22 protein-coding genes and 2 pseudogenes are annotated in these 25,696 nt (G+C 67.7%); 10 read left to right on the top strand and 14 right to left on the bottom strand.

The window, feature by feature from the left end; all coding sequences use genetic code 11:
• Nucleotides 1-103: 103 nt before the first annotated feature.
• Nucleotides 104-5,227: an ATP-binding sensor histidine kinase gene (locus XAN126_RS0119375; RefSeq protein ID WP_024280222.1), complete on the top strand. Its 5,124-nt coding sequence runs from the start codon at nt 104-106 to the stop codon at nt 5,225-5,227.
• A 66-nt stretch (nt 5,228-5,293) separates the two neighbouring features.
• Here XAN126_RS0119375 and XAN126_RS0119380 read toward each other — a convergent pair.
• Nucleotides 5,294-5,881: pseudogene (locus XAN126_RS0119380) on the bottom strand (DDE-type integrase/transposase/recombinase); the annotation flags it as partial.
• Nucleotides 5,882-5,902: 21 nt separating this feature from the next.
• Between XAN126_RS0119380 and XAN126_RS29180 the strand changes: the two are divergent.
• From XAN126_RS29180 to XAN126_RS28465, 3 genes and pseudogenes are all read left to right on the top strand, one after another.
• A pseudogene (locus XAN126_RS29180) lies at nt 5,903-6,049 on the top strand (ABC transporter substrate-binding protein); the annotation flags it as partial.
• A 344-nt stretch (nt 6,050-6,393) separates the two neighbouring features.
• Entirely contained in the window at nt 6,394-7,752 is a 1,359-nt protein-coding gene (locus tag XAN126_RS0119385) for a site-specific integrase (protein WP_024280224.1), read from the top strand.
• Nucleotides 7,753-7,815: 63 nt separating this feature from the next.
• Complete coding sequence (locus tag XAN126_RS28465) at nt 7,816-7,968, top strand: hypothetical protein (RefSeq protein ID WP_155982356.1); 153 nt, start codon at nt 7,816-7,818, stop codon at nt 7,966-7,968.
• A gap of 203 nt (nt 7,969-8,171) precedes the next feature.
• Here the strand turns inward: XAN126_RS28465 and XAN126_RS26540 are convergent, their stop codons facing one another.
• The 3 genes from XAN126_RS26540 to XAN126_RS0119405 form a co-directional block, all read right to left on the bottom strand.
• On the bottom strand, nt 8,172-8,393 hold the full coding sequence (locus tag XAN126_RS26540) for a DUF2783 domain-containing protein (protein ID WP_024280225.1): 222 nt from the start codon (nt 8,391-8,393) through the stop codon (nt 8,172-8,174).
• Between the two features lie 9 nt (nt 8,394-8,402).
• On the bottom strand, nt 8,403-10,007 hold the full coding sequence (locus XAN126_RS0119400) for an FAD-dependent oxidoreductase (RefSeq protein ID WP_038226580.1): 1,605 nt from the start codon (nt 10,005-10,007) through the stop codon (nt 8,403-8,405).
• 108 nt (nt 10,008-10,115) lie between these two features.
• Nucleotides 10,116-10,655: a VOC family protein gene (locus tag XAN126_RS0119405; protein ID WP_024280227.1), complete on the bottom strand. Its 540-nt coding sequence runs from the start codon at nt 10,653-10,655 to the stop codon at nt 10,116-10,118.
• Nucleotides 10,656-10,858: 203 nt separating this feature from the next.
• On the opposite strand from XAN126_RS0119405, the gene XAN126_RS0119410 reads away from it, so the two are divergent.
• Nucleotides 10,859-11,323 (top strand): MarR family transcriptional regulator, encoded by a 465-nt coding sequence (locus XAN126_RS0119410; RefSeq protein WP_024280228.1) that lies wholly within the window; start codon nt 10,859-10,861, stop codon nt 11,321-11,323.
• Between the two features lie 9 nt (nt 11,324-11,332).
• Here the strand turns inward: XAN126_RS0119410 and XAN126_RS0119415 are convergent, their stop codons facing one another.
• The gene (locus XAN126_RS0119415; protein ID WP_024280229.1) at nt 11,333-11,800 is read right to left on the bottom strand and encodes a MarR family transcriptional regulator; all 468 of its coding nucleotides are present in this window, start codon (nt 11,798-11,800) and stop codon (nt 11,333-11,335) included.
• A gap of 200 nt (nt 11,801-12,000) precedes the next feature.
• On the opposite strand from XAN126_RS0119415, the gene XAN126_RS0119420 reads away from it, so the two are divergent.
• The 5 genes from XAN126_RS0119420 (at nt 12,001) to maiA (ending at nt 17,740) form a co-directional block, all read left to right on the top strand.
• Complete coding sequence (locus XAN126_RS0119420) at nt 12,001-12,969, top strand: MBL fold metallo-hydrolase (RefSeq protein ID WP_024280230.1); 969 nt, start codon at nt 12,001-12,003, stop codon at nt 12,967-12,969.
• A 94-nt stretch (nt 12,970-13,063) separates the two neighbouring features.
• Complete coding sequence (locus XAN126_RS0119425) at nt 13,064-14,299, top strand: ABC transporter substrate-binding protein (RefSeq protein ID WP_051460646.1); 1,236 nt, start codon at nt 13,064-13,066, stop codon at nt 14,297-14,299.
• 28 nt (nt 14,300-14,327) lie between these two features.
• Nucleotides 14,328-15,695 (top strand): homogentisate 1,2-dioxygenase, encoded by a 1,368-nt coding sequence (hmgA, locus tag XAN126_RS0119430; protein WP_024280232.1) that lies wholly within the window; start codon nt 14,328-14,330, stop codon nt 15,693-15,695.
• Nucleotides 15,696-15,777: 82 nt separating this feature from the next.
• Nucleotides 15,778-17,097 carry a fumarylacetoacetase gene (gene fahA, locus XAN126_RS0119435; protein ID WP_024280233.1) on the top strand — a complete coding sequence of 440 codons (1,320 nt, stop codon included), beginning with the start codon at nt 15,778-15,780 and terminating at the stop codon, nt 17,095-17,097.
• A gap of 7 nt (nt 17,098-17,104) precedes the next feature.
• Complete coding sequence (gene maiA, locus XAN126_RS0119440) at nt 17,105-17,740, top strand: maleylacetoacetate isomerase (RefSeq protein ID WP_024280234.1); 636 nt, start codon at nt 17,105-17,107, stop codon at nt 17,738-17,740.
• Between the two features lie 587 nt (nt 17,741-18,327).
• Here maiA and XAN126_RS0119450 read toward each other — a convergent pair.
• Genes XAN126_RS0119450 through XAN126_RS0119490 form a run of 9 tightly spaced genes read right to left on the bottom strand, consistent with a single transcriptional unit; the run spans nt 18,328 to nt 25,696 of the window.
• Entirely contained in the window at nt 18,328-19,551 is a 1,224-nt protein-coding gene (locus XAN126_RS0119450; RefSeq protein ID WP_024280236.1) for an acetyl-CoA C-acetyltransferase, read from the bottom strand.
• Nucleotides 19,552-19,577: 26 nt separating this feature from the next.
• Complete coding sequence (locus XAN126_RS0119455) at nt 19,578-20,462, bottom strand: MBL fold metallo-hydrolase (protein ID WP_024280237.1); 885 nt, start codon at nt 20,460-20,462, stop codon at nt 19,578-19,580.
• A 50-nt stretch (nt 20,463-20,512) separates the two neighbouring features.
• Entirely contained in the window at nt 20,513-21,130 is a 618-nt protein-coding gene (locus XAN126_RS0119460) for a glutathione S-transferase family protein (protein ID WP_024280238.1), read from the bottom strand.
• A gap of 32 nt (nt 21,131-21,162) precedes the next feature.
• Nucleotides 21,163-21,945 carry an alpha/beta fold hydrolase gene (locus XAN126_RS0119465; protein ID WP_024280239.1) on the bottom strand — a complete coding sequence of 261 codons (783 nt, stop codon included), beginning with the start codon at nt 21,943-21,945 and terminating at the stop codon, nt 21,163-21,165.
• A complete protein-coding gene (locus tag XAN126_RS0119470; RefSeq protein ID WP_024280240.1) occupies nt 21,942-22,418 on the bottom strand; it encodes a nuclear transport factor 2 family protein in 477 nt (158 codons plus the stop codon). The genes XAN126_RS0119465 and XAN126_RS0119470 overlap by 4 nt, the downstream gene beginning before the upstream one ends.
• A gap of 38 nt (nt 22,419-22,456) precedes the next feature.
• On the bottom strand, nt 22,457-23,206 hold the full coding sequence (locus XAN126_RS0119475) for an ABC transporter ATP-binding protein (RefSeq protein ID WP_245272296.1): 750 nt from the start codon (nt 23,204-23,206) through the stop codon (nt 22,457-22,459).
• On the bottom strand, nt 23,203-23,955 hold the full coding sequence (locus XAN126_RS0119480) for an ABC transporter ATP-binding protein (RefSeq protein WP_024280242.1): 753 nt from the start codon (nt 23,953-23,955) through the stop codon (nt 23,203-23,205). Before XAN126_RS0119480 ends, XAN126_RS0119475 begins: the two co-directional genes overlap by 4 nt.
• Nucleotides 23,952-24,830 (bottom strand): branched-chain amino acid ABC transporter permease, encoded by an 879-nt coding sequence (locus tag XAN126_RS0119485; protein ID WP_024280243.1) that lies wholly within the window; start codon nt 24,828-24,830, stop codon nt 23,952-23,954. Before XAN126_RS0119485 ends, XAN126_RS0119480 begins: the two co-directional genes overlap by 4 nt.
• Nucleotides 24,827-25,696, bottom strand: coding sequence for a branched-chain amino acid ABC transporter permease (locus XAN126_RS0119490; RefSeq protein ID WP_024280244.1), 870 nt, complete (start codon nt 25,694-25,696; stop codon nt 24,827-24,829). The genes XAN126_RS0119485 and XAN126_RS0119490 overlap by 4 nt, the downstream gene beginning before the upstream one ends.

Raw genomic sequence — 25,696 nt, forward strand, 5'->3', positions numbered from 1 at the left:
AACAACACATATTTTTCGCACATTCATGCAATGAACGGATGAAAGATCGCCAGTGGACAGCGTGCGAGACATAGGCGGCAACAGCGCCCCGCTCCGCAGCGGGATGGACGCCGCATCCTTCGACCGCCTCGCGCTGACGTCGGAGGGCGCCGTTGACGGCATCGAATCCTGTCTCGCCGAGGACGAGCTGACCGGTGAACGCTGGCGGGTGAAATCCGCTTTGCGGGGCAGTCCGGCCGCGGCCCTGCTCGATCGGGAGGCGGCCCTGGCGCAGGGTCTCCCTTCCGACGTCGTCGACCCACCCCAGCGGCTGGAGCATCGCAGCCGGGTGATCCTCATCTACCCGGATCGCCCGATGGCGAGCCTCGACGACCTCGCCCCCAGCACGCTCGCCCCGCAGGCGCTCCTCGATCTCGGCATGGCCATCGCCGCCGCGCTCTCGCGGCTGCACGCGCTCGGCACCATCCATGGCGGCCTCAAGCCGCCGAGCGTGCTTCTGGAGGAGCGGGGACGGGTCCGCTTCCGCCATCTCGTCGGCCCCATAGGCACCGATGCCCCGCACGCGGCCGGGTTCACGGCGGCCGACGCCATCGCCTACGCCGCGCCGGAGCAGGCGCGGCTCCACCGCCCGGCTAGTGACGCACGCAGCGATCTCTATTCGCTGGGCGTGCTGCTCTATGCGCGGCTCGTCGGCCGGCTGCCGCTCCAGGCGACCAGCATGGCGGAGTGGCTGCACGCCCATGTGGCGGTCGAACCGGTGCGGCCCGGCACCGTGCGCGGCGACGTCCCGCCCATGCTCGACGCCATTCTCATGAAGCTCATCGACAAGGATCCGGAGCAGCGCTACCAGAGCGCCGAAGCGCTCCAGATCGACCTGCGCCTCGCCCGCGCCGCGCTAGCGGCCGGCGATGGCGCGGCGACTTTCGCCCTCGGCCGCGGCGAGTTCGCCCGCAAGGGGATCGAGGCGCGCGGACTGTTCGGCCGGGCGCTGGAGCTGTCGCAGCTCGTGGAGGCCTTCGGGCGTGTGTCCCGCACGGGCCGGAGCGAGCTGATCCTGCTGCGCGGCGAGGCGGGGGCAGGCAAGTCCTCCCTCGTCGAGCAATTGTCGAAGGCCTGGCTGCCGGCAGAAGCCCAGTTCGCGGCCGGCAAGAGCGTCCTGCTGCAGGAGGGCATGCCCTACGCCCCGTTCGCCCAGGCGCTGCGCACCCTGGTCATGCGGGCGCTGGGCGAGAGCGCCGACGTGCTGGACGGCATCCGGGAGCGCCTTGCCGCCCAGCTGTCGGGCTACAGCAGCCTGCTGATCGACCTCGTACCCGAAGCCGAATTCATTCTCTCGGACGGGGGCGCCCTGCCCGAGGTGGCCGCGAGCATGGCGCAGGCGCGCGTGATGCGGATCGTGCTCCAGACCCTCAAGGCCTTCGCGACGCCGTCCCGGCCGCTCGTCCTGTTCCTTGACGACCTGCAATGGATGGATGCGGCGAGCCTCGGCGCCCTGCAGGCGTTGTGGCGCGAAGCGCCGCCGCATGCGCTGCTGATCGGCAGCTATCGCGAGGAAGAGGTCGCCCGGCATCCGGAGCTAGCCAGCCTGCTGGCCGAGGCGCGCACCGGCCCGCTGCCGACAACGGAGATCCGCGTCGGCCCGCTGTCGGGCGCGGAGACCCTCGAATTCGTCGCGAGCGCGCTGAACGGCGCACCGGCCGAACTCGGCGAGCTCGCGGACAGCATCCATCGCAAGACGGGGGGCAATGCCTTCTTCGTCCGGCAACTCCTGCAGAAGCTGTTCGATGACCGGGTGATCGCCTTCGATCCCGAGGCGCAACGCTGGCGCTGGGATGCGCTGCGCTTCGGCGCGTACAATTCGGTCTCGGACTTCATGCTGCAGCGGCTCGACGCATTGCCGCCGATCCAGCGTGGTGTCCTGCAGCGGCTCGCGAGCGTCGGCGGGCGGGTTTCAGGCGAGACCTTTGCGCACCTCGTCGGCCAGTCCGAGGCCGAGGCAGGGCATGTGGCGGTCGAGCTCGTGGAAGCCGGCCTGCTCCTGCGGCGGGATGCGGACTACGTCGTCGCCCATGACCGCGTGCTCGAAGCCGCCTACGCCTCCATTCCCGAGCCGGACCGCCCGGCCGAGCATCTGGCCATCGCCCGGCGCATGATCGCCATCGAGCGCGACGGCGACGCCGACTGGGCCTTCGCCATGGCGGCGCAGATCGAGCGCGCCGATCGCACCACGCTGGATGAGGCGGAGCGCCTGAGCTTCGTGAGGGCCTTGCGCACCGCGGCCCGCCGCGCCCGCAATTCCGGCGCTGTTCACGTGGCTGCCGGCCATATCGAGATGGCCCGCAGCATCATGCCCGACGTCTGGCAAGTGAGCCATCGCGCCTTGTTCGCGGAGGTGAAATGGCTCCATTGCGAAATCCTCATCGCCCTCGGGCGCGTCGATGAGGCTCTGCCGGCCATCGAACGCTCGCTCGCCATCGCCGCCACCCCGGTGGAGCAGGCCGACCTCTACCGCCTGAAGGCCATCGCCCGGACCATCCGGTCGGACTACGAAGGTGCGATCGACGAGGCCCTGGCGGGGCTCGCCCTCCTCGGTGTCGAACTCGAGCGGTCCGTGACGGACGAACAGCTCGCGCAGGCCTATCAGGCGTGCAGCGCCCGCCTCAACGCCCTCGACGTGTCCCACCTGCGCGACCTGCCGGAAATCACCGATCCCGCCATGCGGTCGGCGCTCGCCCTGCTCTCTGCCCTGAGCGCGGCCTTCTTCGTGCGCGGCGGCCTGCGCGTGCTGCATCTCATCAAGATCGTCGAACTCACCCTCGACCACGGCATGACGCCGGAGGCGGCCTACGGCTTTGCATGGTTCGGGGTGTTCAGCGCGGATCTCTACGGGGCCTACGAGGACGGGTTGAACTACGCCATGATGGCGCAAGAGATCGTTCAGCGGGACGGCTATGAGGCGCAGCAGACGGCGATACTGCTTGCCCTCGACCAGGTGAGCGTCTGGACGCGGCCGCTGCGTTTCGCCCTTGACCGTGCGCGCGAGGCGGCGCAGATCGGCCTCGCAGCCGGCGATCTCGGCTGGGCCTGCTATGCCCGCAATCACATCGCATCCAACATGCTCATGGTGGGCGCGCCCCTCTCCGCCGTGCGGGAGGACATTGAGGAAGGATTGGCGTGGACGCGCCAGTACAGGTATCGCGACATCGAACTCATCTTGGCGGCGCAGTTCCGCTTCGTGGATACGCTCGCATCCGGCGACTACGACGGCGCACAGGGCGTTCCGGAAGCGGAAATCACTTCGCTGGCGACCCTCTTCTGGGTCCGCCATTATGCAGGCGTCACCGCCTTCCTGTTCGGCGATTTCGAGCGCGCCGTCCTCCAGCTGGAACAGGCGGCGGCGCTGAGCTGGGCAGCGCCGGCGCATATCGACACCGCCTCATGCGCGCTCTTCCTCGCCCTCGCATTGGCCCGCACCAGCGCAGGCGCGCCCGCCCGGAAGGTGGCGCTGGGGAGGATCGACGAGTTGCGGCGGCGCTTTGCCGATCGCGCGCGGCTCAATCCGTCCACCTTCGAGTGCAAGCACCTGCTTCTGGAGGCCGAGGCAGCGCGGCTCTCCGGCATCCCTGCGGACGCGCAGCGCCTGTACGAGCAGGCGGCAGACGCCGCGGCGGCCAGCGGTTTCGTCCATGAGCAGGCGCTGGCCTACGAGCTGGCGGCGTATTGCTGCCGGGAGGCCAGGCTAGGTATTCCCACCTCCGGATATGTCCAGGCGGCGATCAGCCACTACCGTCACTGGGGCGCGCAGGGGAAGGCGGACCAGTTGCTGCGCAGCTTCCCCCTCCTGCTCGACGGCGGCGCCGGCGCGCGCCAGCACCGGGCCGGCGACGGGACGGCAGATGTCGCGGGCGTCCCGGCGGGACAGGGCGGCCTCAACCTTGAAGTGATGACCAAGGCCGCGCAGACGCTGGCCGAGACAGTCGGGCTCGATCAGGTCATCCGCACCTTGATGCGGGAGATGATCGTCCATGCCGGCGCCCAATACGGCCTTCTGATCCTCATGCGCGACGGCGATCCGGTGATCGAGGCCTCGGCGCGCGTCGAAAACCAGCAGGTGGAAGTGGACGTCCACTCCGCCGTTCCCACCGCACGGGATCTGCCGCTGGCCATGCTCAACACGGTCATGCGTACGCGCAGGACGGCGGTCTTCGCCGATGCTGCCATCGAGGACCCGGTCCTGCGCGCCGCCGGCCACGGGGGGGCGCCCGCGCGCTCCCTCCTCTTCATGCCGCTGATCAAGCGCGGCAGTCTCGTGGGCGTTCTCTACCTCGAGAACAACCTCGCGGCGGACGTCTTCACGCCGAACCGCACGGCGCTGCTGGAACTGCTGGCGACGCAGGCGGCCATCTCGCTCGATGCCGCCCGCCTCTACAACGATCTCGTGGACGAGAACACGCGGCGGGCGAGCGCGGAGTTCGATCTCAGGGAGACGCGCGCGGAACTAGGTCGCGCCTCCCGCATGATGGCCATGGGCAATTACGCGGCCTCCATCGCGCACGAGATCAACCAGCCCCTGACCAGCATCGTCGCGAGCGCCGATGCGGCCATGCGCTGGCTGCGGCGCGCCGAGCCGGACGTGGGCGAGGCCTTGCAGGGCGTGGAGCAGATCCGGGCCTCGGGCATGCGCGCGGCGGGCATCGTCAAGTCCCTGCGCGCGCTGGCCAAGCGCACCGCGCCGGTGCTGGAGCCGATCCGCCTCGAAGATCTCACCGAGGACGTGATGCGGCTGGTGGTCAAGGATCTCCAGTCGAACGGTGTCGAGCTGGTCGACCTGCTGGCGGTGGACCGGCGCCATGTGGAGGCCGATCCCGTCCAGTTGCAGCAGGTCGTCTTCAACCTCATCACCAACGCCATTCACGCCATGGAGGCGGTCGATCCCGGCCGGCGGCGCCTGACCATCAAGACCTCTCGGGACGCGGGGATGGTGCGCCTGAGCATCGCCGACACCGGTTGCGGCATGAGCGAGGATGTTCTCGCCCGCATCTTCGAACCCTTCTTCACCACCAAGCACGCCGGCATGGGCGTCGGGCTGTCGATCTGCCGCTCCATTATCGACGCGCACGGCGGCGTACTCAGGGCGCACTCGACCGTGGGAGAGGGAAGCGTCTTCTATTTCAGCCTGAAGACCCTGGATGACGCCGCCCAGACAGAAATGGATGCGCAAGCCTGAGTGAAGGCACCAATCATGCCCTGGAGGACGCTTGCATCTTGTGTCGCATGGCACTCAGGGGCACGCGTCCGCCCAGGCGAGGATGGCAGTGGAGGTGAACTCGCTCCCGTTGTCGCTGACGATCATCTTCGGCCGGCCGCGCTCGGCCACAAGGCGATCCAGCTCCCGGGCCACTCGCACGCCGGAGAGCGAGGTGTCCGCCAGCAGGGTGAGGCATTCCCGGGTACAGTCGTCGACGACGGTGAGGATGCGGAAGCGACGGCCGCAGGTGAGCTGGTCCGACACGAAGTCGAGCGACCAGCGCTCGTTCGGCCGCATCGGGATGGCCATGGGGGCCCGCGTCCCGATGGCCCGCTTGCGGCCACCACGGCGCCGCACCTTGAGGCGCTCCTCGCGATAGAGCCTGAACAGGCGCTTGTGGTTGACCGTGAAACCCTCCCGCTTGAGCAGCACGTGCAGGCGCCGATAGCCGAAGCGCCGCCGCTCGTGGGCGATGGCCTTCATGCGCTCGCGCAGGACGCTGTCGTCGGCCCGCTTCGCTCGGTATCGCATGGTCATGCGGCAGAAGCCGGTGGCTTTACACGCCCGCCGTTCGCTCATCCCGCGGTGCCCCATGCGATGGGCGACGGCTTTGCGCTCGGCAGCGGGCGTCAGGGCATGAAGTTCGTCACGACCTTCTACTGGGATCGCAACGATGAGACGCGCGCATTCGCCCGGCGGTTCAAGGAGCGCACGGGACAGATGCCCTCGCAGGTCCATGCCGGCATGTACAGCTCGACCCTCGCCTATCTGCGCGCCGTGAACACTGCCGGCACTGATGATGGCAAGCCGCGCGTCTCATACCGTGTCGAATTTTGGAGAAGACAGGATTCGGTCGCTGGTACGCGAGGACAAAAAAGGGGGGCCTGCCACCCAAATGCCAATACAACTTTTAATTGAAATGGCGCACCCGACACGATTCGAACGTGTGGCCTCCGCCTTCGGAGGGAGTACTAGTAGCTCCGTCGAATTTACGATGGAGCGCTAAATAATGCGCTATCATACTACGAATAAAAAAGATTTTGAGACGCATCTTAGCCGAGACTATCCTTCTGCTCGCTACGATTTTCGCCCAGCTGCTTACGTGGTTCTTACGCGAGACGGGGCGGTAAGGTCGGAGGAACACCATGGCTAAGCTCACCAAGAGGGCAGTCGACGCAGCAGAAGCCGGCGCCAAGGATTATGTGATCTGGGACGACGAGCTCCCTGGCTTTGGCCTCCGGGTTTTCACGTCCGGAAAGCGAAGCTACGTCCTTCAGTATCGGTCGGCTGGCCGATCGCGCCGGTTCACGATCGGGCTGCACGGAGTGTGGACACCGGAACGCGCGCGCCAGGAAGCCAAGGCGCAATTGGGCCGGATCGCGCAAGGCGACGACCCCGCCGAAGAACGGCTGCTCGATCGCAAGGCGCTCACGGTCAAGGAACTCTGTGACCTCTACCTCGCCGATCTGCAAACGGGTCTCATCCTCGGAAAGGGTGGCCGCCCCAAGAAGCCGGGCACGATCGCCTCCGATCTCGGCCGCATCCACCGTCATATCGTTCCCCTCCTCGGCTCGCGTCGCGTCAGGGACCTGACGAAAGCCGACATCACTAAGGCCATGAAGGACATCATGGCGGGGAAGACCCGCGTCACCGTCAAGACCAAAAACCTGCGCGGCAAGTCCATCGTGAGGGGCGGCGCCGGCACCGCGACGCGGACAACTGGGCTGCTCGGCGGCATCCTCACTTATGCGGTCGAGGCCGGGATCATCGAGACGAACCCCGCGCACGGTGTGCGGCGACCGAAGGACAATGTCCGAGCCCGGCGGCTGAGCGAAGCCGAATATCGCGTCCTCGGCGACCTCCTCAAGGCAGCGCCCGAGAAAGAGAGCTACCGGATGTCGGTCGAGATCATCCGCCAGATCGCGCTCACCGGATGCCGCCGCATGGAGATGATATCGCTGCAATGGGATGAAGCCGATACGGCTTGCAGTTGCCTGCGCCTGAAGGATAGCAAGGAGGGAAGCTCCGTCCGACCCATTGGGCTACCCGTAGTGGAATTTCTGGAGAAGCGTCGGAAAGAGGCGATCGGAGATTACGTCTTCCCCGGCCGGGGCGGCGAGAGTGCATTCGGCAGCTTCCCCAATCACTGGAGGAAGATCTTCGCCAACTCGCCCTTAGCCGATGTCACCCCTCACATCCTGCGCCACAGCTTCGCCAGCGTCGCGAACGATCTTGGCTTCACGGAGGCCACCATTGCCGCCCTGGTCGGCCATGCGAAGGGATCGGTCACGAGCAACTACATCCACACGCTCGACACCGCCCTGATCATGGCAGCCGATACGATCTCCGGCTACATTCAGGGGCTGCTCGACGGAGTTGAGTTCAAGCAGACCGCCTATGCGTTGGATCGCGGCTCCCGGAAAGCGGCATTGACCCGGTTTCTCCAGAGGGCTGCTGGCGATGAGGAGGCGGAACATGCTGAATGCGAGCATGTTGCCGCGTGAGGCCGGAGAGCTTCCCTATGCCCTGGACTGGACAATCGATAGGGCGCCCGTGAGCATGGCGGCGTGACCGACCAAATCGCCCGAATGCGCATCATGATGGAGAATGAGAAGCCCGCCATCTCTCGCCGCCCGGACATCTCCACTATAGGCGGCAAGCGGCTACGATTGATCGTCATCTCGGATGGCGCCCTGAATTCCGCACGTTCCTCGGCGTGATCATGCACCGAGCAAAGCGGGATGGACAGACGGGAGCTTTCGAGGGAAATCATCGCATTGCTCTCGACAGCAGTCTCGCCGCCACCAGGACTATTGACGGTGCTGATGCTGGCGTCATGACGTCGGGCCGGCTTACCGTCGACGCCGCGAGACCTATGCCGGTTCACATTCTACGGCAGAGGATCTCGTCTGCAGGGATTAACCTACGCCGTCGCCGCCGTCAGGGCTTCGCTCAGCACTGTCCGCACGCCGATATGGTTGGCGAGGATGAGGATGAGGCGGCAATTCATGTCCTGCGCCGCCTCCTCCGTGAGGTGGCGCTGGCGCTCAATCAGCTCCTCATAGAAGCCGTCCGGGTCGGGAATGTTGGGGGTGAGGACGAGGCGGGGCCCGCCGTGGCCGGCGCGGGTGGTGTGATCCAGCATGGGTGCTCCTCAGGCGACAATGGCGCGGCGCAGGGCCGCCGTGATCTTCTCGGGGTCGAAGGTGCGCCAGCGCGCCGCGACATGCTGGTCCGGCCGGATCAGATAGGTGGTGCCGGGAGCCGCATCGTAGCGGTCGGCCAGCAGCCCCTTCACATCCAGAAGGTCATGGCCGACCCGGAGCACGCCCGCGCGGACGGCCCCGGCCTCGATCGCGGACACGGGCGCATCGCCGAAGGTGAGCACCGTGAAGCCCTGGCCCAGCAGCGGCAGCAGCCAGCCCTCCCGGCCATCCACCACCACCGGCGCGTCCGCGCAGGCGGTTCCCGGCGCCATCAGGCCGGCGAAGGCGTCCTCGTCCGGCGTGTTGAGCACGGAGTGAAGATAGGGCGTCGGCATGGAGAGGCGGCCGGAGTTCACCAGCGGCCGGGCGAAGGGATGCGCGCCTGCCAGCTCCAGGACGGCATTGCGGAAGCGCCGGCTCATTGCGTTCTTCGGCGTGATGAAATCCGTGGAGCGGGTGGAATGGGCGATGTTGTCGTCCGCCGCCAACGCCCGCTCGTCGTGGTAGGTGTCGAGCAGGCGCTCGGGAGCGATGCCGTCGAGCACCAGCTTCAGCTTCCAGCCGAGATTGTCCACGTCCTGCACGCCCGAATTGGCGCCCCGCGCGCCGAAGGGCGAGACCTGGTGGGCGGCATCACCGGCGAAGATCACGCGGCCGTAGCGGAATTGGTCGATCCGCCGGCAGGCGAACTGGTAGACCGAGGCCCATTCCAGCTCGAAGTCCGCCTCCGGCCCCAGCATGGCCTTGACGCGGGGAATGATGTTCTCCGGCTTCTTCTCCTCTGCCGGATCGGCATCCCAGCCGAGCTGGAAGTCGATGCGCCACACGTCGTCCGCCTGCCGGTGCAGCAGAACCGACTGGTTGCGATGGAAGGGCGGATCGAACCAGAACCAGCGCTCGGTGGGAAAGTGCGCCTTCATCACCACGTCGGCGATGAGAAAGCGGTCCATGAAGGCCTGCCCGGTGAATTCCGCGCCCACCATCCTGCGGGTGTCGGAATTGGCGCCGTCGCAAGCCACCACCCATTCGGCTTCCAGCAGGAACACGCCATCCGGCGTCTCCACCGTCAGCGTGGCCACGTCGGAGTCCTGATGGAGCGAGATGAGCTTGTGCTTCCAGCGCAGGTCCACGAGGGGCGAGGCGGCGCAGGTCTCCACCAGATACTCCTCCAGATAATACTGCTGGAGATTGATCATGGCCGGCATCTTGTGGTCCGGCTCTGGCAGAAGATCGAACTGGTAGCGCAGGTCCTCCTCGAAGAAGACCTTGCCGATGCGCCAGGAGATGCCCTTCTCCACCATGGGTGCGGCGCAGCCGAGCCGGTCCCAGATCTCCAGCGGGCGCTTGGCGTAGCACACAGCGCGCGAGCCGACCGAGACGGTGTCGTTGTCGTCCAGCACCACGGTGGGAATGCCGCGGCTGGCGAAATCGAGCGCTGCGGTGAGGCCCACGGGGCCAGCGCCGATCACCACCACCGGGTGGCGCGCGAGCCGGCCGGCTTCCTGCTCGGCCGAGATGCGGTAGGCGAACTTCGGATAGCTGTAGGTGCTCATCATCGGAGCAGGTCTCCCGAACGTTTCCCAACAATGGATCCGGGCCTTTGCGGCCTCTCGTCATTCACGCGCGTGCCGCCTGCGGGGCAGGCTGGCGGCAGGCGCCGGCTAGTGCGCGGAGAATTCCTTCTCGTGCAGCCAGGCGGCGTGGCGCGGGGGCTTCTTGGTCCGCGCCCATTCCTCGATCATGGCCGGCGCCACCGACTTCAGGCGCGCCAGCACCTCCGGCGTGGTGGTCCAGGCGGCAAGCTCCAGCCGGTGGCCGGAGGGATCGAAGAAATAGATGGACTTGAAGATGTCGTGGTCAGTGGGGCCGATGACATCGACGCCCGCGGCCTCGGCCTTGGCCTTCACGGCCTCCAGCGCGGCCACGTCCCCCACCTGGAAAGCGATGTGCTGCACCCATTCGGGGGTGTTGGGGTCGCGCCCCTGGGGCGGGGAATTGGGCAGCTCGAAAAAGGCGAGGATGTTGCCCGCGCCCGCATCGAGAAAGATGTGCATGTAGGGGTCAGGCGCCTTGGTGGAAGGCACCTTGTCCTCCGCGATGGCGCCGACCAGCTCCATGTCCAGGATGTCGCGGTAGAAATCGACGGTCTCCTTCGCATCCCGGCAGCGATAGGCGACGTGGTGGATCTTCTCGACGAGCATGCCGTCCTCCCGTTCGTTGTTGGGCTGTGTGGGCCGAGACAAAAGTAACTAGTGTTACTATTTGGCGCAAGCGCATTTCGTTGCAGGTGAGACGATTTCGTCCGGGCAGGCGCGTCTGCCTCTCACAGGCAAGCGCTGGCCCATGTCCGCGGCGGTGGTGTATAAGTCACCGGCGTTATCAACAGGGTGGGAGGCCGGCGGGCATGGCGAAACACGAAGGCGTGCCGTTCGCGCTCGGCGCCTTCTTCCCCTATCGCCTTGCGGTGCTGGCGGAGCGGGTGTCGCTGGCGGTGGCGCAGCTCTATGCGGATCGCTTCGGCATCAGCCGCGCCGAATGGCGGGTGCTGGCGGCGCTGGGCGCCAACGGCGCCATGGCGGCGAAGGACATCAGCGCCTATTCCACCCTCGACAAGATGCAGGTGAGCCGCGCCGTGGCCCGGCTGGAGGAGGCGGGCCTCATTACCCGTGCCGCCGACGATGCCGACCGGCGGGCCAAGATCCTCACCCTCACCCCCGCCGGCCGGACGCTGTTCCGCAAGATCGTGCCGCTGGCGACGGCGCGGGAGCAGGATCTGCTGCAGGATCTCGACGCCCAGGAACGTGAGGCGCTGGAGCGGGCCATGGACAAGGTGCTCGCCCGTGCCCAGGGGCTGATCGAGCGGGGCTGAGGGGAGGCCTCAGTCCGCGCACTGCACCAGGTCGAAGCTCTTTTCCAGCTTGTCCATGAGGTGGTCGAGCTGGGCCTGCTCCTCCACCGTGAGGCAGGAGAGGATGGCTTCCTCACGCTTCAGCAGCAAGGGCACCAGTTCGCCATAGACGGCGCGGCCCTGCGGGGTCAGCTCCAGCATCACCTCGCGGCGGTCGGCGGCGCTGTCGAGGCGCGCCACATAGCCCATCTCCGCCAGCGCGCTCACCGCGCGGCTGATGCGCGACTTGTGGGTGCGGGTGCAGCGGACCACGTATTGCGCGCTGCGCGGCGCATCATGCAGGCCGAGGGTCGCCAGAACCCGCCATTCGGGAATGTCGATCTTGTAGAGCGCCATGTATTCGGCCGCGAGCGCGGTGGAGAATTCCGCAGCCAGCCGGTTGAGGCGAAACGGCATGAATTTCAGGAGGTTGAGCTTCTCAACCTTGCGCTTCGACATGGCCTTGGACCCGTAACGTGAGACAACGGCCCCGCCGGGCCCTTGACTGTTGCAGTTGCAACTGCATAACATCGTCTCAGTCGCAACCAATTGCGCTATATCAAACAGCCGGGGAAGAGGGAAGCGCGCGGGAGGATTTCGGCCGGCCCGATGTCGGGCCTTCCATTCCGCCCGGTGGCCCCTTGAGGGAGGAACGCCGCGTGAGCACCGCCGCCGCAACCAGGACCTTCGCCAGCCAGGGCGACCTTGCCGAGAAGAAGGAAACCTTCACCGAGCTGGCGGACGGCGTCTTCGCCCTCACCGCCGAGGGCGATCCCAATTCCGGCGTCATCATCGGCGACGACAGCGTGCTCGTCATCGACGCGCGTGCGACGCCGGTGATGGCGAAGGAGCTGGTGGCCCGCATCCGCGCCGTCACCGACAAGCCCATCCGCCATGTGCTGCTCACCCATTATCATGCCGTGCGCGTGCTGGGCGCCGCCGGCTTCGAGGAGCGCATCAACGTCATCGCCTCCGACGTCACCCGCGACATGATCGTGGAGCGCGGCGCGCAGGACATGGCCTCCGAGATCCAGCGCTTTCCCCGCCTGTTCCGGGCGCAGGACACCATTCCCGGCCTCACCTGGCCGACGATGACGTTCCACAAGGAAATGACCCTTTGGCTGGGCTCGCGCGAGGTGCGCATCATCCATGCTGGGCGTGGCCACACCCGCGGCGACACCATCGCCTGGCTGCCGAAGGAGAAGGTGCTGTTCGCCGGCGATCTCGTGGAATACGGCGCCACCCCCTATTGCGGGGACGCCCATTTCCGCGACTGGCCGCAGACGCTGGACCGGCTGGAGGCCCTCGGCCCGCAGAAGCTGGTGCCGGGCCGCGGTGAGGCGCTGGTGACGCCGCAGGCCATCAAGGCCGGGCTGGACGAGACCCGCGCCTTCCTGCGCGATGCCTTCGCCATCGCCGAAGCGGGCGTGAACGCCGGCCACGACCTGAAGACGGTGTATGCCGAGGCCATGCGCCAGATGCGTCCCAAGTACGGCCACTGGGTGATCTTCGAGCATTGCATGCCGTTCGACATCGCCCGCGCCTATGACGAGGCGCAAGGCATCGACAACCCGCGCATCTGGACCGCCGACCGCGACATGGAGATGTGGCAGGCCCTGGAGGACTGACCTCCCCGGCCGGCCTCACAGCCGAACATACGCGAGAACTTTGGAACCGGCGCAGCGTCGCAGGAACGACGGCGCACGCCTTCGGGAGGACAACATGCAGCTTTTGGGTCATGTGCTGAAGTCGCGCGCGGCGCTTGCCGCTTTGGCCTTCGCCGCCTCCGCCTTCGGGCCGGCGGCGGCGCGTGCGCAGATTTCCGACAATGTGGTGCGCATCGGTGTGCTCGGCGACATGGGCGGGCAGTTCGCCGATATCGGCGGCCGGGGCTCGGTGGTGGCGGCGGAGCTTGCCGCCGAGGATTTCGGCGGCAAGGTCGCCGGCGTGCCCGTCGAGATCATCTCGGGCGACCACCAGAACAAGGCCGACGTGGGCGGCGCCACCCTGCGCAAATGGTTCGACGAGGGCGGCGTGGACGCAGTGGCCGACCTGCCCGTCAGCTCCGTCGCCCTGGCCGCGCAGGAGATCGCCCGCGAGAAGAAGAAGACGCTCCTCATCTCCGGCGCCGCGGTCTCCGAACTCACCGGCAAGGCCTGCTCGCCCTATTCCACCCACTGGGCGGACGACACCTATGCGCTGGCCAATGCCACCGGCAAGGCGGTGACCGCCTCGGCCGGCGGCAAGAGCTGGTATTTCATCACGGTCGACTATTCCTTCGGCCACGCCATGGAGCGCGACGCGGCGGCCGCCGTGGCCTCCGCCGGCGGCAAGGTGCTGGGCAATTCGCGCCATCCGCTAGGGGCGCCGGACCTCTCTTCCTTCCTGCTGCAGGCGCAGGCCTCCAAGGCGCAGGTGATCGGCCTCGCCAATGTGGGCGGCGACACCAGCAACGCGGTGAAGCAGGCGGCCGAATTCGGCATCACCTCCGGCGGGCAGAAGCTCGCGGGCTTCCTCGTGTTCCTCACCGACATCAAGGCCATGGGCCTGCCGCTGGCCAAGGGGCTGCTGGTCTCCACCGGCTTCTACTGGGACCAGAACGAGGAGGCCCGCGCCTTCGCCAAGCGCTTCGAGGCGAAGGTCGGCCGCATGCCCACCAAGCAGCAGGCCTCCGTCTATGCCTCGGTGAAGCATTATCTGAAAGCCGTGGCTGCCGCCGGCACCGATGACGCAGGCAAGGTGAACGCCCAGATGCGCGCTTTGCCGGTGGACTATTTCGGCCACGCCGCCAGCATCCGCCCGGACGGCCGCGTGCTCTACGACCTCACCCTCTACGAGGTGAAGAGCCCCGCCGAGAGCAAGGGCCCGTGGGACTTCTACAAGCCCGTCACCACGCTGCCCGCCAGCGAGGTGTTCCGCCCCGCCGGAGAGACCGGCTGCGCGCTGGGCAAGTCCTGACGGCGCGTTTCAGATCCGGGAGATTTCCATGAAGCTCGATCCTTATGCGGCATTCCAGGGCCCGGCCGTGCGGTCCAGCGTGCGCGCCCCCGGCTACATGTCCGGCTTCGGCAATTCGTTCGAGACGGAAGCCATCGAGGGCGTGCTGCCGGTGGGCCGCAACTCGCCGCAGAAGGTCGCTTTCGGGCTTTATGCGGAGCAGCTCTCCGGCTCGCCCTTTACCGCACCGCAGGCGGTGAACGAGCGCTCCTGGCTCTACCGCATCCGTCCCACGGTGAAGCATTCCGGCCGCTACCGGCGGGTGGACAAGAGGCTCATCCGCACCGCCCCCATGGCGCGGGACGAGAGCGATCTGGCGCTTGGGCAATATCGCTGGAGCGCCATTCCCCTGCCGGAGGAGAAGCTCACCTTTCTCACGGGCCTTCGCACCCTCACCACGGCGGGGGATGCGGACAGCCAAAGCGGGATGGCGGCGCATATGGCCTTCGTCACGGCGTCCATGGAGAACGAATACGTCTTCAACGCGGACGGCGAACTGCTGGTGGTGGCGCAGCAGGGCGCCCTGCGCTTCCGCACCGAATTCGGCGTCATCGACATCGCGGCGGGCGAGATCTGCCTCATCCAGCGCGGCGTGATCTTCAAGGTGGAGCTCATCGACGGGCCGGCCCGCGCCTATGTGTGCGAGAATTACGGCGCCACCTTCACCCTGCCGGACCGCGGCCCCATCGGCGCCAACTGCCTCGCCAACCCGCGCGACTTCCTCATCCCCGTCGCCGCCTATGAGGACAAGGAGGAGCCCTCCCTCCTCTACGTGAAATGGGGCGGGGAGCTGCATGTGACCGAGATCGGCCAGTCGCCCCTCGACGTGGTGGCCTGGCACGGCAATTACGCGCCCTACAAGTACGATTTGCGCACCTTCTCGCCCGTCGGCGCGCTGCTGTTCGACCACCCGGACCCGTCCATCTTCACCGTGCTCACCTCGCCCTCGGGCACGCCGGGCACGGCGAATATCGACTTCGTGCTCTTCCCCGAGCGCTGGATGGTGGCGGAGAACACGTTCCGCCCGCCGTGGTATCACCGCAACATCATGTCGGAGTTCATGGGCCTCATCTTCGGCGTCTACGACGCCAAGCCCGAAGGCTTCGAGCCGGGCGGATTCTCCCTGCACAACCTGATGCTGCCCCACGGCCCGGACACCGCCGCCTTCGAGCACGCCTCCACCGGGCCGCAGACCCCGGTGAAGCTGGAAAACACCATGGCCTTCATGTTCGAGACGCGCCTGCCACAGCGCGTCACCGCTTATGCGGCCGGCGTTCCGCAATTGCAGGCAGACTATGTGGACTGCTGGGCCGGCCTGAAGAAGCGCTTCGATCCCACCCGCAGCGACGCGTGGTAGAAGCGCGCCGCCGTTCGACCGCTCGCGCCGTGTCCGGCGCGGGGCCTGACCTCTTATGCCCTTCCAGCCTTCCGGATCTGCCATGATCGACGCGACCCATGATCCCGCTCGCCAAAGCTGGGTGGCCTCGGCCAACGGCCATGCCGATTTCCCCCTCCAGAACCTGCCCTTCGGCATCTTCAGCCCACCCGGCGGGAGCCCGCGCGCCGGCGTCGCCATCGGCGAGGAGATCCTGGACCTCGGCGCGGCCCTCGCCCTCGGCCTGATCGACGGCGCGGCGAGGGAGGCCGCGCAGGCGGCGGCGGGTGTCACGCTCAACGCCTTCTTCGCGCTGGGCGCCGGCCCCCGCCGGGCCCTGCGCGCGCGCCTCGTGGAGTTGCTGGATACCGACGGCCCGGAACGCGCGGACGTGGAGCGCCATGCCGACGCGCTGCTGCACCGGGCGGCGGACTGCACGGTGCACCTGCCCGCCGCCATCGGCGACTATACGGACTTCTATGCTGGCATCAGCCACGCCACCAACGTGGGCAAGCTGTTCCGGCCCGACAATCCGCTTTTGCCCAACTACAAATACGTGCCCATCGGCTATCACGGACGCGCCTCCTCCATCGGCGTGTCGGCGGGCGCGGTGCGCCGGCCGAACGGCCAGCGCAAGCGGCCGGACGAGACGGAGCCCACCTTTGGCCCGTCCCGCAATCTCGACTATGAGCTGGAGCTGGGCGTCTTCATTGGCGCCGGCAACGCTCTGGGGGAGCCCATCCCCATCGGCGCGGCGGGCGACCATATCGCCGGCTTCTGCCTGCTCAACGACTGGTCGGCGCGCGATATCCAGGGTTGGGAATACCAGCCGCTCGGCCCGTTCCTCGCCAAGAACTTCGCCACCACCCTCTCGCCCTGGGTGGTGACGCCCGAGGCGCTCGCCCCCTTCCGCATCGCCCAGCCCCCGCGCCCGGAGGGAGACCCCACTCCGCTTGCCTATCTGATGGACGCGGACGACCAGTCGACCGGCGCCCTCGACCTTACCCTCGACGTGCTCATCGAGACGCCGGCCATGCGGGCGCAGGGGCTGGCGCCACACCTGCTTTCCCGCGGTTCGTCGCGCGACCTCTACTGGACCTTCGCCCAGCTGGTGGCGCACCATGCCTCCGGCGGCTGCAATCTCAATCCCGGCGATCTACTGGGCACCGGCACCATCTCCGGCCCGACGCCGGACAGCTTCGGCAGCCTGCTGGAGCTGACGCAGGGTGGCAGGGCGCCGCTCACCCTCGCCTCAGGGGAGGAGCGGCGGTTCCTGGAGGATGGCGACACCCTCATCATCCAGGGCCGGGCGACCCGCGACGGCTTCGCCTCCATCGGCTTCGGCGCGTGCCGCGGCACCATCCTGCCCGCCCCGGCGGTGTGAGGCGGCCGTGCGGCTCTTCACCTACTGGCGCTCCTCGGCGGCCTACCGGGTGCGCATCGCGCTGGCGCTGAAGGGGATCACTGTGGAGCAGGTGCCGGTGCATCTGGTGCGCAACGGCGGGGAGCAGCATGCCCCCGCCTATCGCGCCCTCAATCCGCAGGAGCGGGTGCCGGCGCTGGAACTCGACGACGGGACGGTGCTCATCCAGTCCCCCGCCATCCTCGACTATCTGGAAGAGACCCATCCCGCCCCGCACCTGCTGCCGACGGATGCGGTGGCGCGGGCCAAGGTGCGGTCCGTGGCGGCCATCATCGGCTGCGACATCCACCCGCCCAACAACTCCTCCCAGCTCGCCTATTTGCGCCAGGCCCTCGACCAGGACGAGGCGGCCGTCTCCGCCTGGATCGCCCGCTGGGTCACGGATGGCTTCCGCGCGGTGGAGGCGCTGATCGGCGACGAGGGCTATTGCTTCGGCCCCGCGCCGGGACTGGCGGACGTCTTCCTGATCCCGCAACTCTATTCCGCCCGGCGCTTCGACGTTCCGCTGGAGACCTTTCCCCGCATCCTGCGCGTGGAGGCCCTGGCGGCGACCCACCCCGCCTTCGCCGCCGCTCATCCCGCCAGCCAGCCCGACGCTGAGTGAAAGGGCGCAAGCGAAATCCCGCTTCATAGGCCCGAACCGGTTCTACCGAGGTTGCCATGAAGATTATGGGAGACGGTGTCTCGAAGGGACGTTATGTAACGGTCCGCATCTTGAATGAATAGCCTGCTGAGGCCGGAGTTCTGTTGCCTGTGGCCCCCCTTCTCTGGGGTCGCCTCATTCAAAGGATACCGAAAGCCCGGAGCAAGGGCGGGAGCCCCGGTCTCGGCCTTCAAGGGTCCGGCGACGCGCATTGGTACGCCAACAGCCTTGATGTTCTGCCGGATCTCAATGATCCGCCGCCCCGAAACCTCTTCCAGCAGTGTGCCGAAAAGGCCTGCATTTTGGCTAGGAACAGCTCGATGGCATCCGGATCAAAGGGCAATATCCCCTCCCGAATGACCTTGCCCTCGCCATTCACCACGCAAACGTGCGTCGCCTCGAGCGACACATCCAGTCCCGCATAGCAGTCCATAGTTCGCCTCCGTCGCCGATCGGGTCGGAGCACCACGCGCCGCAGTCCCGGATCGCAGGAGGACATCGTCGCGACCGCCAGATCGCTGGCGAAGGGGCACTGGTCATTGCCCCCGCTAACCGATGCGCTCGAAAATCGCGGCAAGGCCCTGCCCTCCGCCGATGCACATGGTTTCGAGCCCGTAGCGCACACCCCGGCGGTCCATCTCGCGAAGGAGGGTGGCGAGGATGCGCACGCCGGTCGCTCCCACTGGATGGCCAAGGGAAATGCCGGAGCCGTTCACGTTGATCCGCTCCATGTCGACTGAGCCGAAGCGCCACTCGCGCGTGCAGGCCAGAACCTGCGCCGCGAATGCCTCGTTGAGCTCGATGAGGTCCATGTCGGCCAGCGTTAGCCCGGCCCGGGACAACACCTTCTCGGTCGCCGGTACTGGTCCGATCCCCATCACGTTCGGAGCGACACCCGCCGCCGCCCAGCCCACCAGACGGGCGAGTGGCTTCAGGCCCAACGTGTCGGCCATGGCCCGTGTGGTGACAAGGCAGGCCGCGGCTCCATCATTCTGCCCGCTGGCGTTGCCGGCAGTGACGGTCGCGGCCGGATCCTGGGCGCTCCTGATAGGCCGCAATTCCGCAAGAGAGGCGAGACTGGCGTCCGCACGGGGATGCTCGTCTCGTTGGACTTCCACGGGAGACTTCCCGCCGCGCCCGGGGATCGTCACCGGGACGATCTCTTCGGCGAAGCGGCCATCTTCTGCCGCAGCCACCGCCCGGCGGTGCGACTGGAGGGCCAGTTCGTCCTGCTCCTCGCGTCCGATGCCGTAGGCCCGGCGAAGATTTTCCGCGGTCTCCAGCATGCCGCCCGGAACGGGATAAAGCTCGCCGCCCGCCGTCACGCGGCCGCGTGCGAGGCGATCGTGCAGCGCGCTCGGGCGGCCCTTCGCGCCCCAGCGGACATCTTCCGAGTAATACTCTGCCCGGCTCATGCTCTCGACGCCGCCAGCAATGACCAGGTCGCACGCTCCCGTCTGAACCCGCATCGCCGCATCAAGCACAGCCTGCAGGCCGGACCCGCACCTGCGGTCCAGCTGCAGACCCGGCACGGTGACGGGAAGCCCCGCGTCAAGCGCGGCGACGCGGCCAATGGCAGGAGCCTCCCCGTTCGGATAGCACTGGCCGAAGAGGACGTCGTCGATCCGCGCGGGATCGATCCCCGTCCGGTCAATCAGAGCCTTGATGACGCAACCGGCCAGCCGGGTCGCCGGCACGTCCTTGAACATGCCGCCATACCGCCCCACTGGGGTGCGCAGCGGCTCACAGATAACGGGATCGCGATGGCTCATGGGGCTTTTCTTATCCACGGCAAGGCTCACCACGTCGCCGGTTCGAAGGTGTATCCCTCGCCCTGGCGGCGGATGTAGCCGCAGTGGGGCGCGCCGAAATGCATGGGCATCACCAGCGTGCCGCGCTCGGCCTCCCGCGCGAGCAGTGCGGCGCGGGTGCGCCGGGCCGCCTCGGGCAGCGCGCAGTAGGTCGTGTTGAGCTTGGGATCGACGATCTGCGCCGGGCTGTGCATCACGTCGCCGCTGAACAGACCTTCCTCGCCGCGCGAGCGGATGCGGTAGGTCTGGTGGCCCACGGAGTGCCCCGGCGCGGACTCGATGGAGAGCACGTCGGCGATCTCGCCACGATCGGGAATGAAATCGGCAAGGCCGGCCTCCACCACGGGGCGCACGCTGTCGTCAAACGCGGCATCGATGATGGGGTCTGAGGCCTTGGCGAGGGCCTCGATGTAATGGTCGTATTCGAGCTTCGGCAGCAGGTACCGGGCATTGGGGAAGGTGGGGGTCCACCGTCCGTCGGCGGACAGCACCGTGTTCCAGCCCACATGGTCGCTGTGCAGGTGGGTGTGGACCACGTGTGTTACTGTGTCGGGCGCGGCGCCCGCCGCTTCGAGCCAGGGCAGCACGAGGCTGTTGAGCTGGTTCATGCGCGCCGCCGCCCGCGGCTTGCGGTTGCCGACACCGGTATCGATGACGATGACGTTGCCGCCGGCATGCACAATCCAGAGCTGGATGGTGACGATGAGCCGGTTCATGTGCGGTACGTAATGGCGCGGGGCGAGCCAGCCCGCGTTGTCCGCCAGCAGTCCCGGCGCCATGTCCGGGAACAGGAAGGCCGGATCATGGGTGGGCGCGGCGTATTCCAGAAGGCGGGTGACGCGGACTTCCCCCACCGTGCGCGACTGAATCATGGAAACCTCGATCGTTCGGGGCGTGCGTGCGGACGGGTCGGGCCGACGGCTCAGGAATCGTCCACCACCGGATTGGCCTGCACAGAAGGTCGCTCCAGGAAGCCCGCGTGCCAGGCCGCCAGCACCGGCCGCCCGTTGCGCCACTCCAGGAAGGGGAAGCGGAAGTCGAGATAGCCGAGCGCCGTGCCGATGGTGAGGTGTCCGATGTCGAACGGACGGTCGGCGAGCAGCGTCACGTCGGCCTCCAGCCGGGCGAGCACCCGCTCCACCTTGCGAGCGTTGGCCGTGACGAGGTCGGCCGACTGCATGCCCTCGCCGCGCCAGCGCTCGATGAGCCACAGGAGGCCGAGGTCCATCAGGCCGTCGCCGAGCGCCTCGTTGCGCAGCGCGATGAGGCGCTCCGGCCAGACGGTGGGGAACAGGCGCGGCCCCGTGTGCAGGGTGTCGAGATATTCGCAGATGACGTGGGAGTCATAGACCACGGTGCCGTCGTCGAGCACGAGCGTGGGCAGCTTGCTCAGCGGGTTGTCGTCCATGAGCTCCTCATGGGCCTTGAACGGCGAGGCCACCGTACGCACGCAGGTGACCTGATCCTGAAGGCCCATCTCGTGGATGGCGATCATTGCCTTGCGCACGAACGGGGAACGAGGGGACCAATGCATCTTCATGGGAGGAAGGGCTTTCGGTTGTCGGCGTCGCCTCACGCGGCGCGCCAGAACGCATCGAGTTCCCGCGCCACAATCGCGGGGGATTGATGGGCCATCACATGCCCACTCGGCACCACCGCGAAGCGCGCATCGGGAATTGCGGCCGCGGCCGCGGCGATGAGCGCGGGCGGGCGCAGCGGGTCCTGCGCGCCGGCGAGCAGCAGCGAAGGGCAGCGCACCGCGCCAAGCGCCGGCCGGGAATCGAGCCCGGTCAGCATGCGATAGGTGGCCGCGTAGCTCGACGGATCATTGCCGAGCCAGCGCGCGCGATAGGCCGGGAAGCGGTCATCCTCACGCAGTGCCGCCGGATAGGTGAGATCAAGCTCGCCGTCGGCGATGGAATCCATGCCGCCGGCTTCCAGCGCATCCGCACGCGCATGCACCGCCTCCCGCCGCTCGGGCGCGATGCCGAGGGCCGGACCCAGGAGCGCGATCCGCCGTACCCGGCCGGGATGGCGCGCCGCCGCATGCAGCGCCACCGCGCCGCCCACCGCCATGCCGCACAGGTCCACCGGATCATCGATGGACAGGGCGTCGAGCAGCGCGACCAGGTCCGCCACCAGCACATCCATGGCGCCAGATCCGCGCAGCTTGGAGGCATGGCCGAACCCGCGCACGTCGTAGCGCAGCACCGTGCGCCCTTCCGCCACCAAGGGCAGGAGCGGTGCCCAGCTCTCCAGCGCTCCGCCCATCTCGTGGATCAGGACCAGCGGCAGCGGCCCGTCGCCCTCGCGGACGTAGCGCGTGCCGCCGCCGTTGACCTCGATCCAGTTCATTCTGCCGCCCTCGCCGCCGGCGCGCGACCCGGGAACGGCCGCCCGGCCCAGCCCTCGCTGAGCGGCGAGAGGAAATAGAAGGTGATCCTGCGCGAGGCGAAGCGCCAGCGGCCGTCCACGCGGCGCATCACGTCGTCATAGTGGCCGGCCGACACGAAGGAGACGCCATCGGTGACGGAGAGATATTCCATGGAGATGCGGCCGGTGGCCACGTCGCCATCGATTTCCACCGTGCCGTTGGTGCAGAAGTGCCAGAAATCCTCGGCGAGCTTCGGCACGCGTTCGCTGAAGAAAGCGCGCAGCGCGTCGTGGCCGCTCACCGCCTCCAGCCCTTCGAACACGCCGTCCGGCGTGAAGAGCGCGACGAACGCGTCCCACCTGCGCTCGTCGAGCAGCTGGCAGTAATGGGCCCGGAGCTGCCCGATCTCCAGCTGGTCCTCGATGAGCTGAAGCCGTTGCTCGATTGTCTTCATGTGGTCCCTCCCCGGGGCTCGTTTGTCGTGGCTTCGGCTCAGAAGAGCGTCAGCAGCTTGGCGTGGTCGGCGAGATCCGCCGGCGTGCCCTCGTAGATCATCACCCCGGACTTCATGGCCACCACCCGGTCGGAGATGGCGAAAGCCTCGCCCACGTTCTGCTCCACCAGCAGGATGGACATGCCGCGGCGCTGCTGGATGACGCGGATGGGCGCCAGCAGGTCCTGGAACAGCTTGGGCGCGAGGCCGATGGAGGGCTCGTCCAGCAGCAGGATGCCAGGGCGCGACAGCAGCGCCCGGCCGATGGATACCATCTGCTGCTGGCCGCCGGACAGCTGGCCGGCGCGCTTCAGCCAGAAATCCTTCAGCTTGGGCAGCAGCTCCAGCACCTCGTCGATGCGGGCGCGGCCCTCGCCGGCGCCGAGGCTCGCGGACCACAGGGCCAGGGTGAATATCTCCTGCACCGTGAGACCGGGAAACACGCCCCGGCCCTCGGGCACATAGGCCACGCCGTCGCGTGCCATGAGGCTCGGATGAGGCTTCAGCGCGCGCCCGCGCAGCATCACCTCGCCGGTGTCCGCCGCGTGCAGTCCGAACAGGATCTTCAGCAGCGTGGACTTGCCCGCCCCATTGTGCCCGACGAGGCACAGCACCTCCCCGGCAGCAAGCTGGAGATCGACGCCGCTCAGCACCTCCCGTCCGGCGTAGGAGGCCCGCAGGCCACGCACGGCGATGGCGGGCGCGGGAATGGCGGAGGTGTCGGGAAGGACGGAGACGGCCATGTTCATTCCCTGCGCTCCCCGAAGTAGATGGCGATGAGCTTCGCATCGCCCAGGATCTCGTCCGGCGTGCCCTCCGCGAGCTTGCGGCCCTGGTCGAGGAAGGCGATGCGGTCGGCAAGCTCGGTGACGATGTCAAGGTTGTGCTCGATGAGGCAGACGGTGACGCCGGCCGCCGTGGCTTCCTTCACCAGCTTCACGAAGCGCGAGCGGGAGGCAGGGTCGAGCCCCGACGCCGGCTCGTCCAGCAGCCAGATCGGCGCGCCGGTGGCGATGATCCGGGCCATGGAGAGGAACTTCGTCTCCGCATAGGAGAGGTCGATGGCCCGCGTGCCGGCGAGCTCGGCGAGCCCGGTGGCGTCGAGCGCGCGTTCCACCTGGAGCCGCCGCGCCGCCGCGCCGGAGCTGCCGCCCGGCTGCCACAGCCAGGGGGTGGGCTCGATGGCGGAGAGCACGTTGTCGTAGACGCTCATGGAGCCGAACAGGCGCAGGTCCTGAAAGCTGCGGGTGATGCCCTTCAGCGCTACCCGGTGCGGCTTGAGGCCGAGGATGGAGGCGCCCTTCAGCTCCACCGTGCCGCGATCGGGGGCGAGGTGGCCGGTGATGAGGTTGAACAGGGTGGTCTTGCCGGCGCCGTTGGGGCCGGCAAGAGCCGTGACGACGCCCTGGTGCAACTCCAGCGTCACATCCTGGACGGCGGAATTGCCGCCGAAGCTGCGCGAGAGTCCGCGCGCGGAGAGCAGGATCGGCGTGTTCATCTTGCCCCCCGCGAAAGGCCAACGATGCCGCTCGGACGGAAGATCATGAGCACCGTCATGAGAGCTCCATAGATGAACTGCTGCACCGTACCGATCTCCGTCGACGGGATGAAGGGCAGGAAGGACAGCGCTGCCGGAAGGCTGAGCAGCGCGATGACGCCGACGAGTGGCCCCGTCAGGGTCCCGGCGCCGCCGATGATGACCATGGCCATCAGCACGACGGACTGCTCAAGGGTGAAGCTCTCGACGTTGACGAACGCCATGTGGAAGGCGAACAGCGCGCCGGCGATACCGACGAAGAAGCAGCCGACGACGACCACCAGCGTCTTCAGGGCGCGAACGTTCTTGCCGAACGCTTCCGCCGCGCTCTCGCTGTCGCGCAGGGCCATCAGCGAACGGCCGAAGCTGCCTCGTATGAGCGTGCGCACCGCCGCCAGCGTCACGCCGAGGCAGACGAGTGCCAGGACGAGGAAGGCATCGGGCGAGGCCACGTCGAAGCCCAGGATTCGCGCCGGAGGGATGCCGACCAGTCCACCGACGCCGCCGGTGAGGCTGTGGGCCTCGGCGAAAATGGTACTCGCCATCATTTGCAGCCCGAGCGAGGCGGCGACGAAATATTCGCCACGCACCCGCAGGGCGGGCAGGGCAAGGCAGAGCGACAGGGCCCCCGCCACCACCGCGGCCGCGAGCGCCGCCACCAGGAAGTCGGGAGTGGCGCTGAGCGCCACCTGGGCGGCCACATATGCGCCGATGCCGAAGAACATGGCATGGGCGATCGAGAAGATGCCGGCATATCCGATCAGCAGGTTCAGGCTGCTGGCCGCGATACCGAAGATGGCGATCAGGGTCGCGAGGTTGACGAGATAGGCAATCATCGCGCACCAGCCTTCCCCATGAGCCCATTGGGGCGGAACAGGATGAAGGCGAACAGCACCACGAAGCTGGCGGCCTGGCTCCACTGGGTGTCCACCACGGCGACCACCAAGTTCTCGACGAGGCCGAGGAAAAGGCCCGCCAGAGCCACGCCCCGGATGGAACCAATGCCACCGACCACCGTCGCCGCAAGGGAGACCAGCATCACGTGGGCGCTGTCCGCCGGCTGAATGCCGGTGGTGATCGTGGTGAGGATCGCGCCCGGCACGGCAAGAGCCGAGCCGACCACGAAGGCGAGCGCGGAGAGGCGCCGTGCGGAGAGGCCATAGGCCCGCAGCAGCTCCGGGTTCTCGGACAGAGCCCGCAGGCCGAGGCCGGCGTGGGTCCGTTCCAGGAACAGGCTGACAGCGACGAAGACCACTACGACTACCGCCAGCGCGACCCAGAACACGGGGGCGATATAGAGCCCCGGCAGCACTTGGGCGGCCCGCGTCAGCGGCACCGAGATCGTGGCGAAGCCGCCGCCGAAGAAGAACTGGATGAGCGCCTGCATGGCGATGCCCGCGCCGAACGAGGCGACGAACACCGTGAAGAAGGAGCCCTCATGCTTCTGGATCGGCCTGTAGACCAGAGCATCCATGAACAGGCCGAAGGCGACGGCGACCAGCAGCGAGCACAGGCTCGCCAGCGACCAGTGCAGACCCAGCTGCAGAGCCGCGAGGAAGGCGTAGCCAGCCAGGATGAAGGTGGCGCCGTGGGCTACGTGGAAGACGCGGGTGGCGCCGAAGATCAGCGCGAATCCCGCGGCGGTCAGCGCGTAGAGCATCCCGGTCTGGATGCCCGCCACCGCAAGCTGGCTCAGGAGCAT

This window comes from Xanthobacter sp. 126 (genome assembly GCF_000526175.1).
Lineage (GTDB): Bacteria > Pseudomonadota > Alphaproteobacteria > Rhizobiales > Xanthobacteraceae > Xanthobacter > Xanthobacter aminoxidans.

What these genes read in the sequence shown, in the direction of transcription:
- hmgA (WP_024280232.1), top strand. Translation starts at nt 14,328, where the DNA reads ATGAAGCTCGATCCTTATGCGGCATTCCAGGGCCCGGCCGTGCGGTCC.
- XAN126_RS0119470 (WP_024280240.1), bottom strand. Translation starts at nt 22,418, where the DNA reads ATGAAGACAATCGAGCAACGGCTTCAGCTCATCGAGGACCAGCTGGAG.
- XAN126_RS0119385 (WP_024280224.1), top strand. Translation starts at nt 6,394, where the DNA reads ATGGCTAAGCTCACCAAGAGGGCAGTCGACGCAGCAGAAGCCGGCGCC.
- XAN126_RS26540 (WP_024280225.1), bottom strand. Translation starts at nt 8,393, where the DNA reads ATGCTGGATCACACCACCCGCGCCGGCCACGGCGGGCCCCGCCTCGTC.
- XAN126_RS0119455 (WP_024280237.1), bottom strand. Translation starts at nt 20,462, where the DNA reads ATGATTCAGTCGCGCACGGTGGGGGAAGTCCGCGTCACCCGCCTTCTG.
- XAN126_RS0119405 (WP_024280227.1), bottom strand. Translation starts at nt 10,655, where the DNA reads ATGCTCGTCGAGAAGATCCACCACGTCGCCTATCGCTGCCGGGATGCG.
- fahA (WP_024280233.1), top strand. Translation starts at nt 15,778, where the DNA reads ATGATCGACGCGACCCATGATCCCGCTCGCCAAAGCTGGGTGGCCTCG.
- XAN126_RS0119490 (WP_024280244.1), bottom strand. Translation starts at nt 25,696, where the DNA reads ATGCTCCTGAGCCAGCTTGCGGTGGCGGGCATCCAGACCGGGATGCTC.
- XAN126_RS0119485 (WP_024280243.1), bottom strand. Translation starts at nt 24,830, where the DNA reads ATGATTGCCTATCTCGTCAACCTCGCGACCCTGATCGCCATCTTCGGT.
- XAN126_RS0119465 (WP_024280239.1), bottom strand. Translation starts at nt 21,945, where the DNA reads ATGAACTGGATCGAGGTCAACGGCGGCGGCACGCGCTACGTCCGCGAG.
- XAN126_RS0119480 (WP_024280242.1), bottom strand. Translation starts at nt 23,955, where the DNA reads ATGAACACGCCGATCCTGCTCTCCGCGCGCGGACTCTCGCGCAGCTTC.
- XAN126_RS0119375 (WP_024280222.1), top strand. Translation starts at nt 104, where the DNA reads ATGGACGCCGCATCCTTCGACCGCCTCGCGCTGACGTCGGAGGGCGCC.
- XAN126_RS0119460 (WP_024280238.1), bottom strand. Translation starts at nt 21,130, where the DNA reads ATGAAGATGCATTGGTCCCCTCGTTCCCCGTTCGTGCGCAAGGCAATG.
- XAN126_RS0119475 (WP_245272296.1), bottom strand. Translation starts at nt 23,206, where the DNA reads ATGAACATGGCCGTCTCCGTCCTTCCCGACACCTCCGCCATTCCCGCG.
- XAN126_RS0119450 (WP_024280236.1), bottom strand. Translation starts at nt 19,551, where the DNA reads ATGAGCCATCGCGATCCCGTTATCTGTGAGCCGCTGCGCACCCCAGTG.
- XAN126_RS0119400 (WP_038226580.1), bottom strand. Translation starts at nt 10,007, where the DNA reads ATGAGCACCTACAGCTATCCGAAGTTCGCCTACCGCATCTCGGCCGAG.
- XAN126_RS0119410 (WP_024280228.1), top strand. Translation starts at nt 10,859, where the DNA reads ATGGCGAAACACGAAGGCGTGCCGTTCGCGCTCGGCGCCTTCTTCCCC.
- XAN126_RS0119425 (WP_051460646.1), top strand. Translation starts at nt 13,064, where the DNA reads ATGCAGCTTTTGGGTCATGTGCTGAAGTCGCGCGCGGCGCTTGCCGCT.
- XAN126_RS0119415 (WP_024280229.1), bottom strand. Translation starts at nt 11,800, where the DNA reads ATGTCGAAGCGCAAGGTTGAGAAGCTCAACCTCCTGAAATTCATGCCG.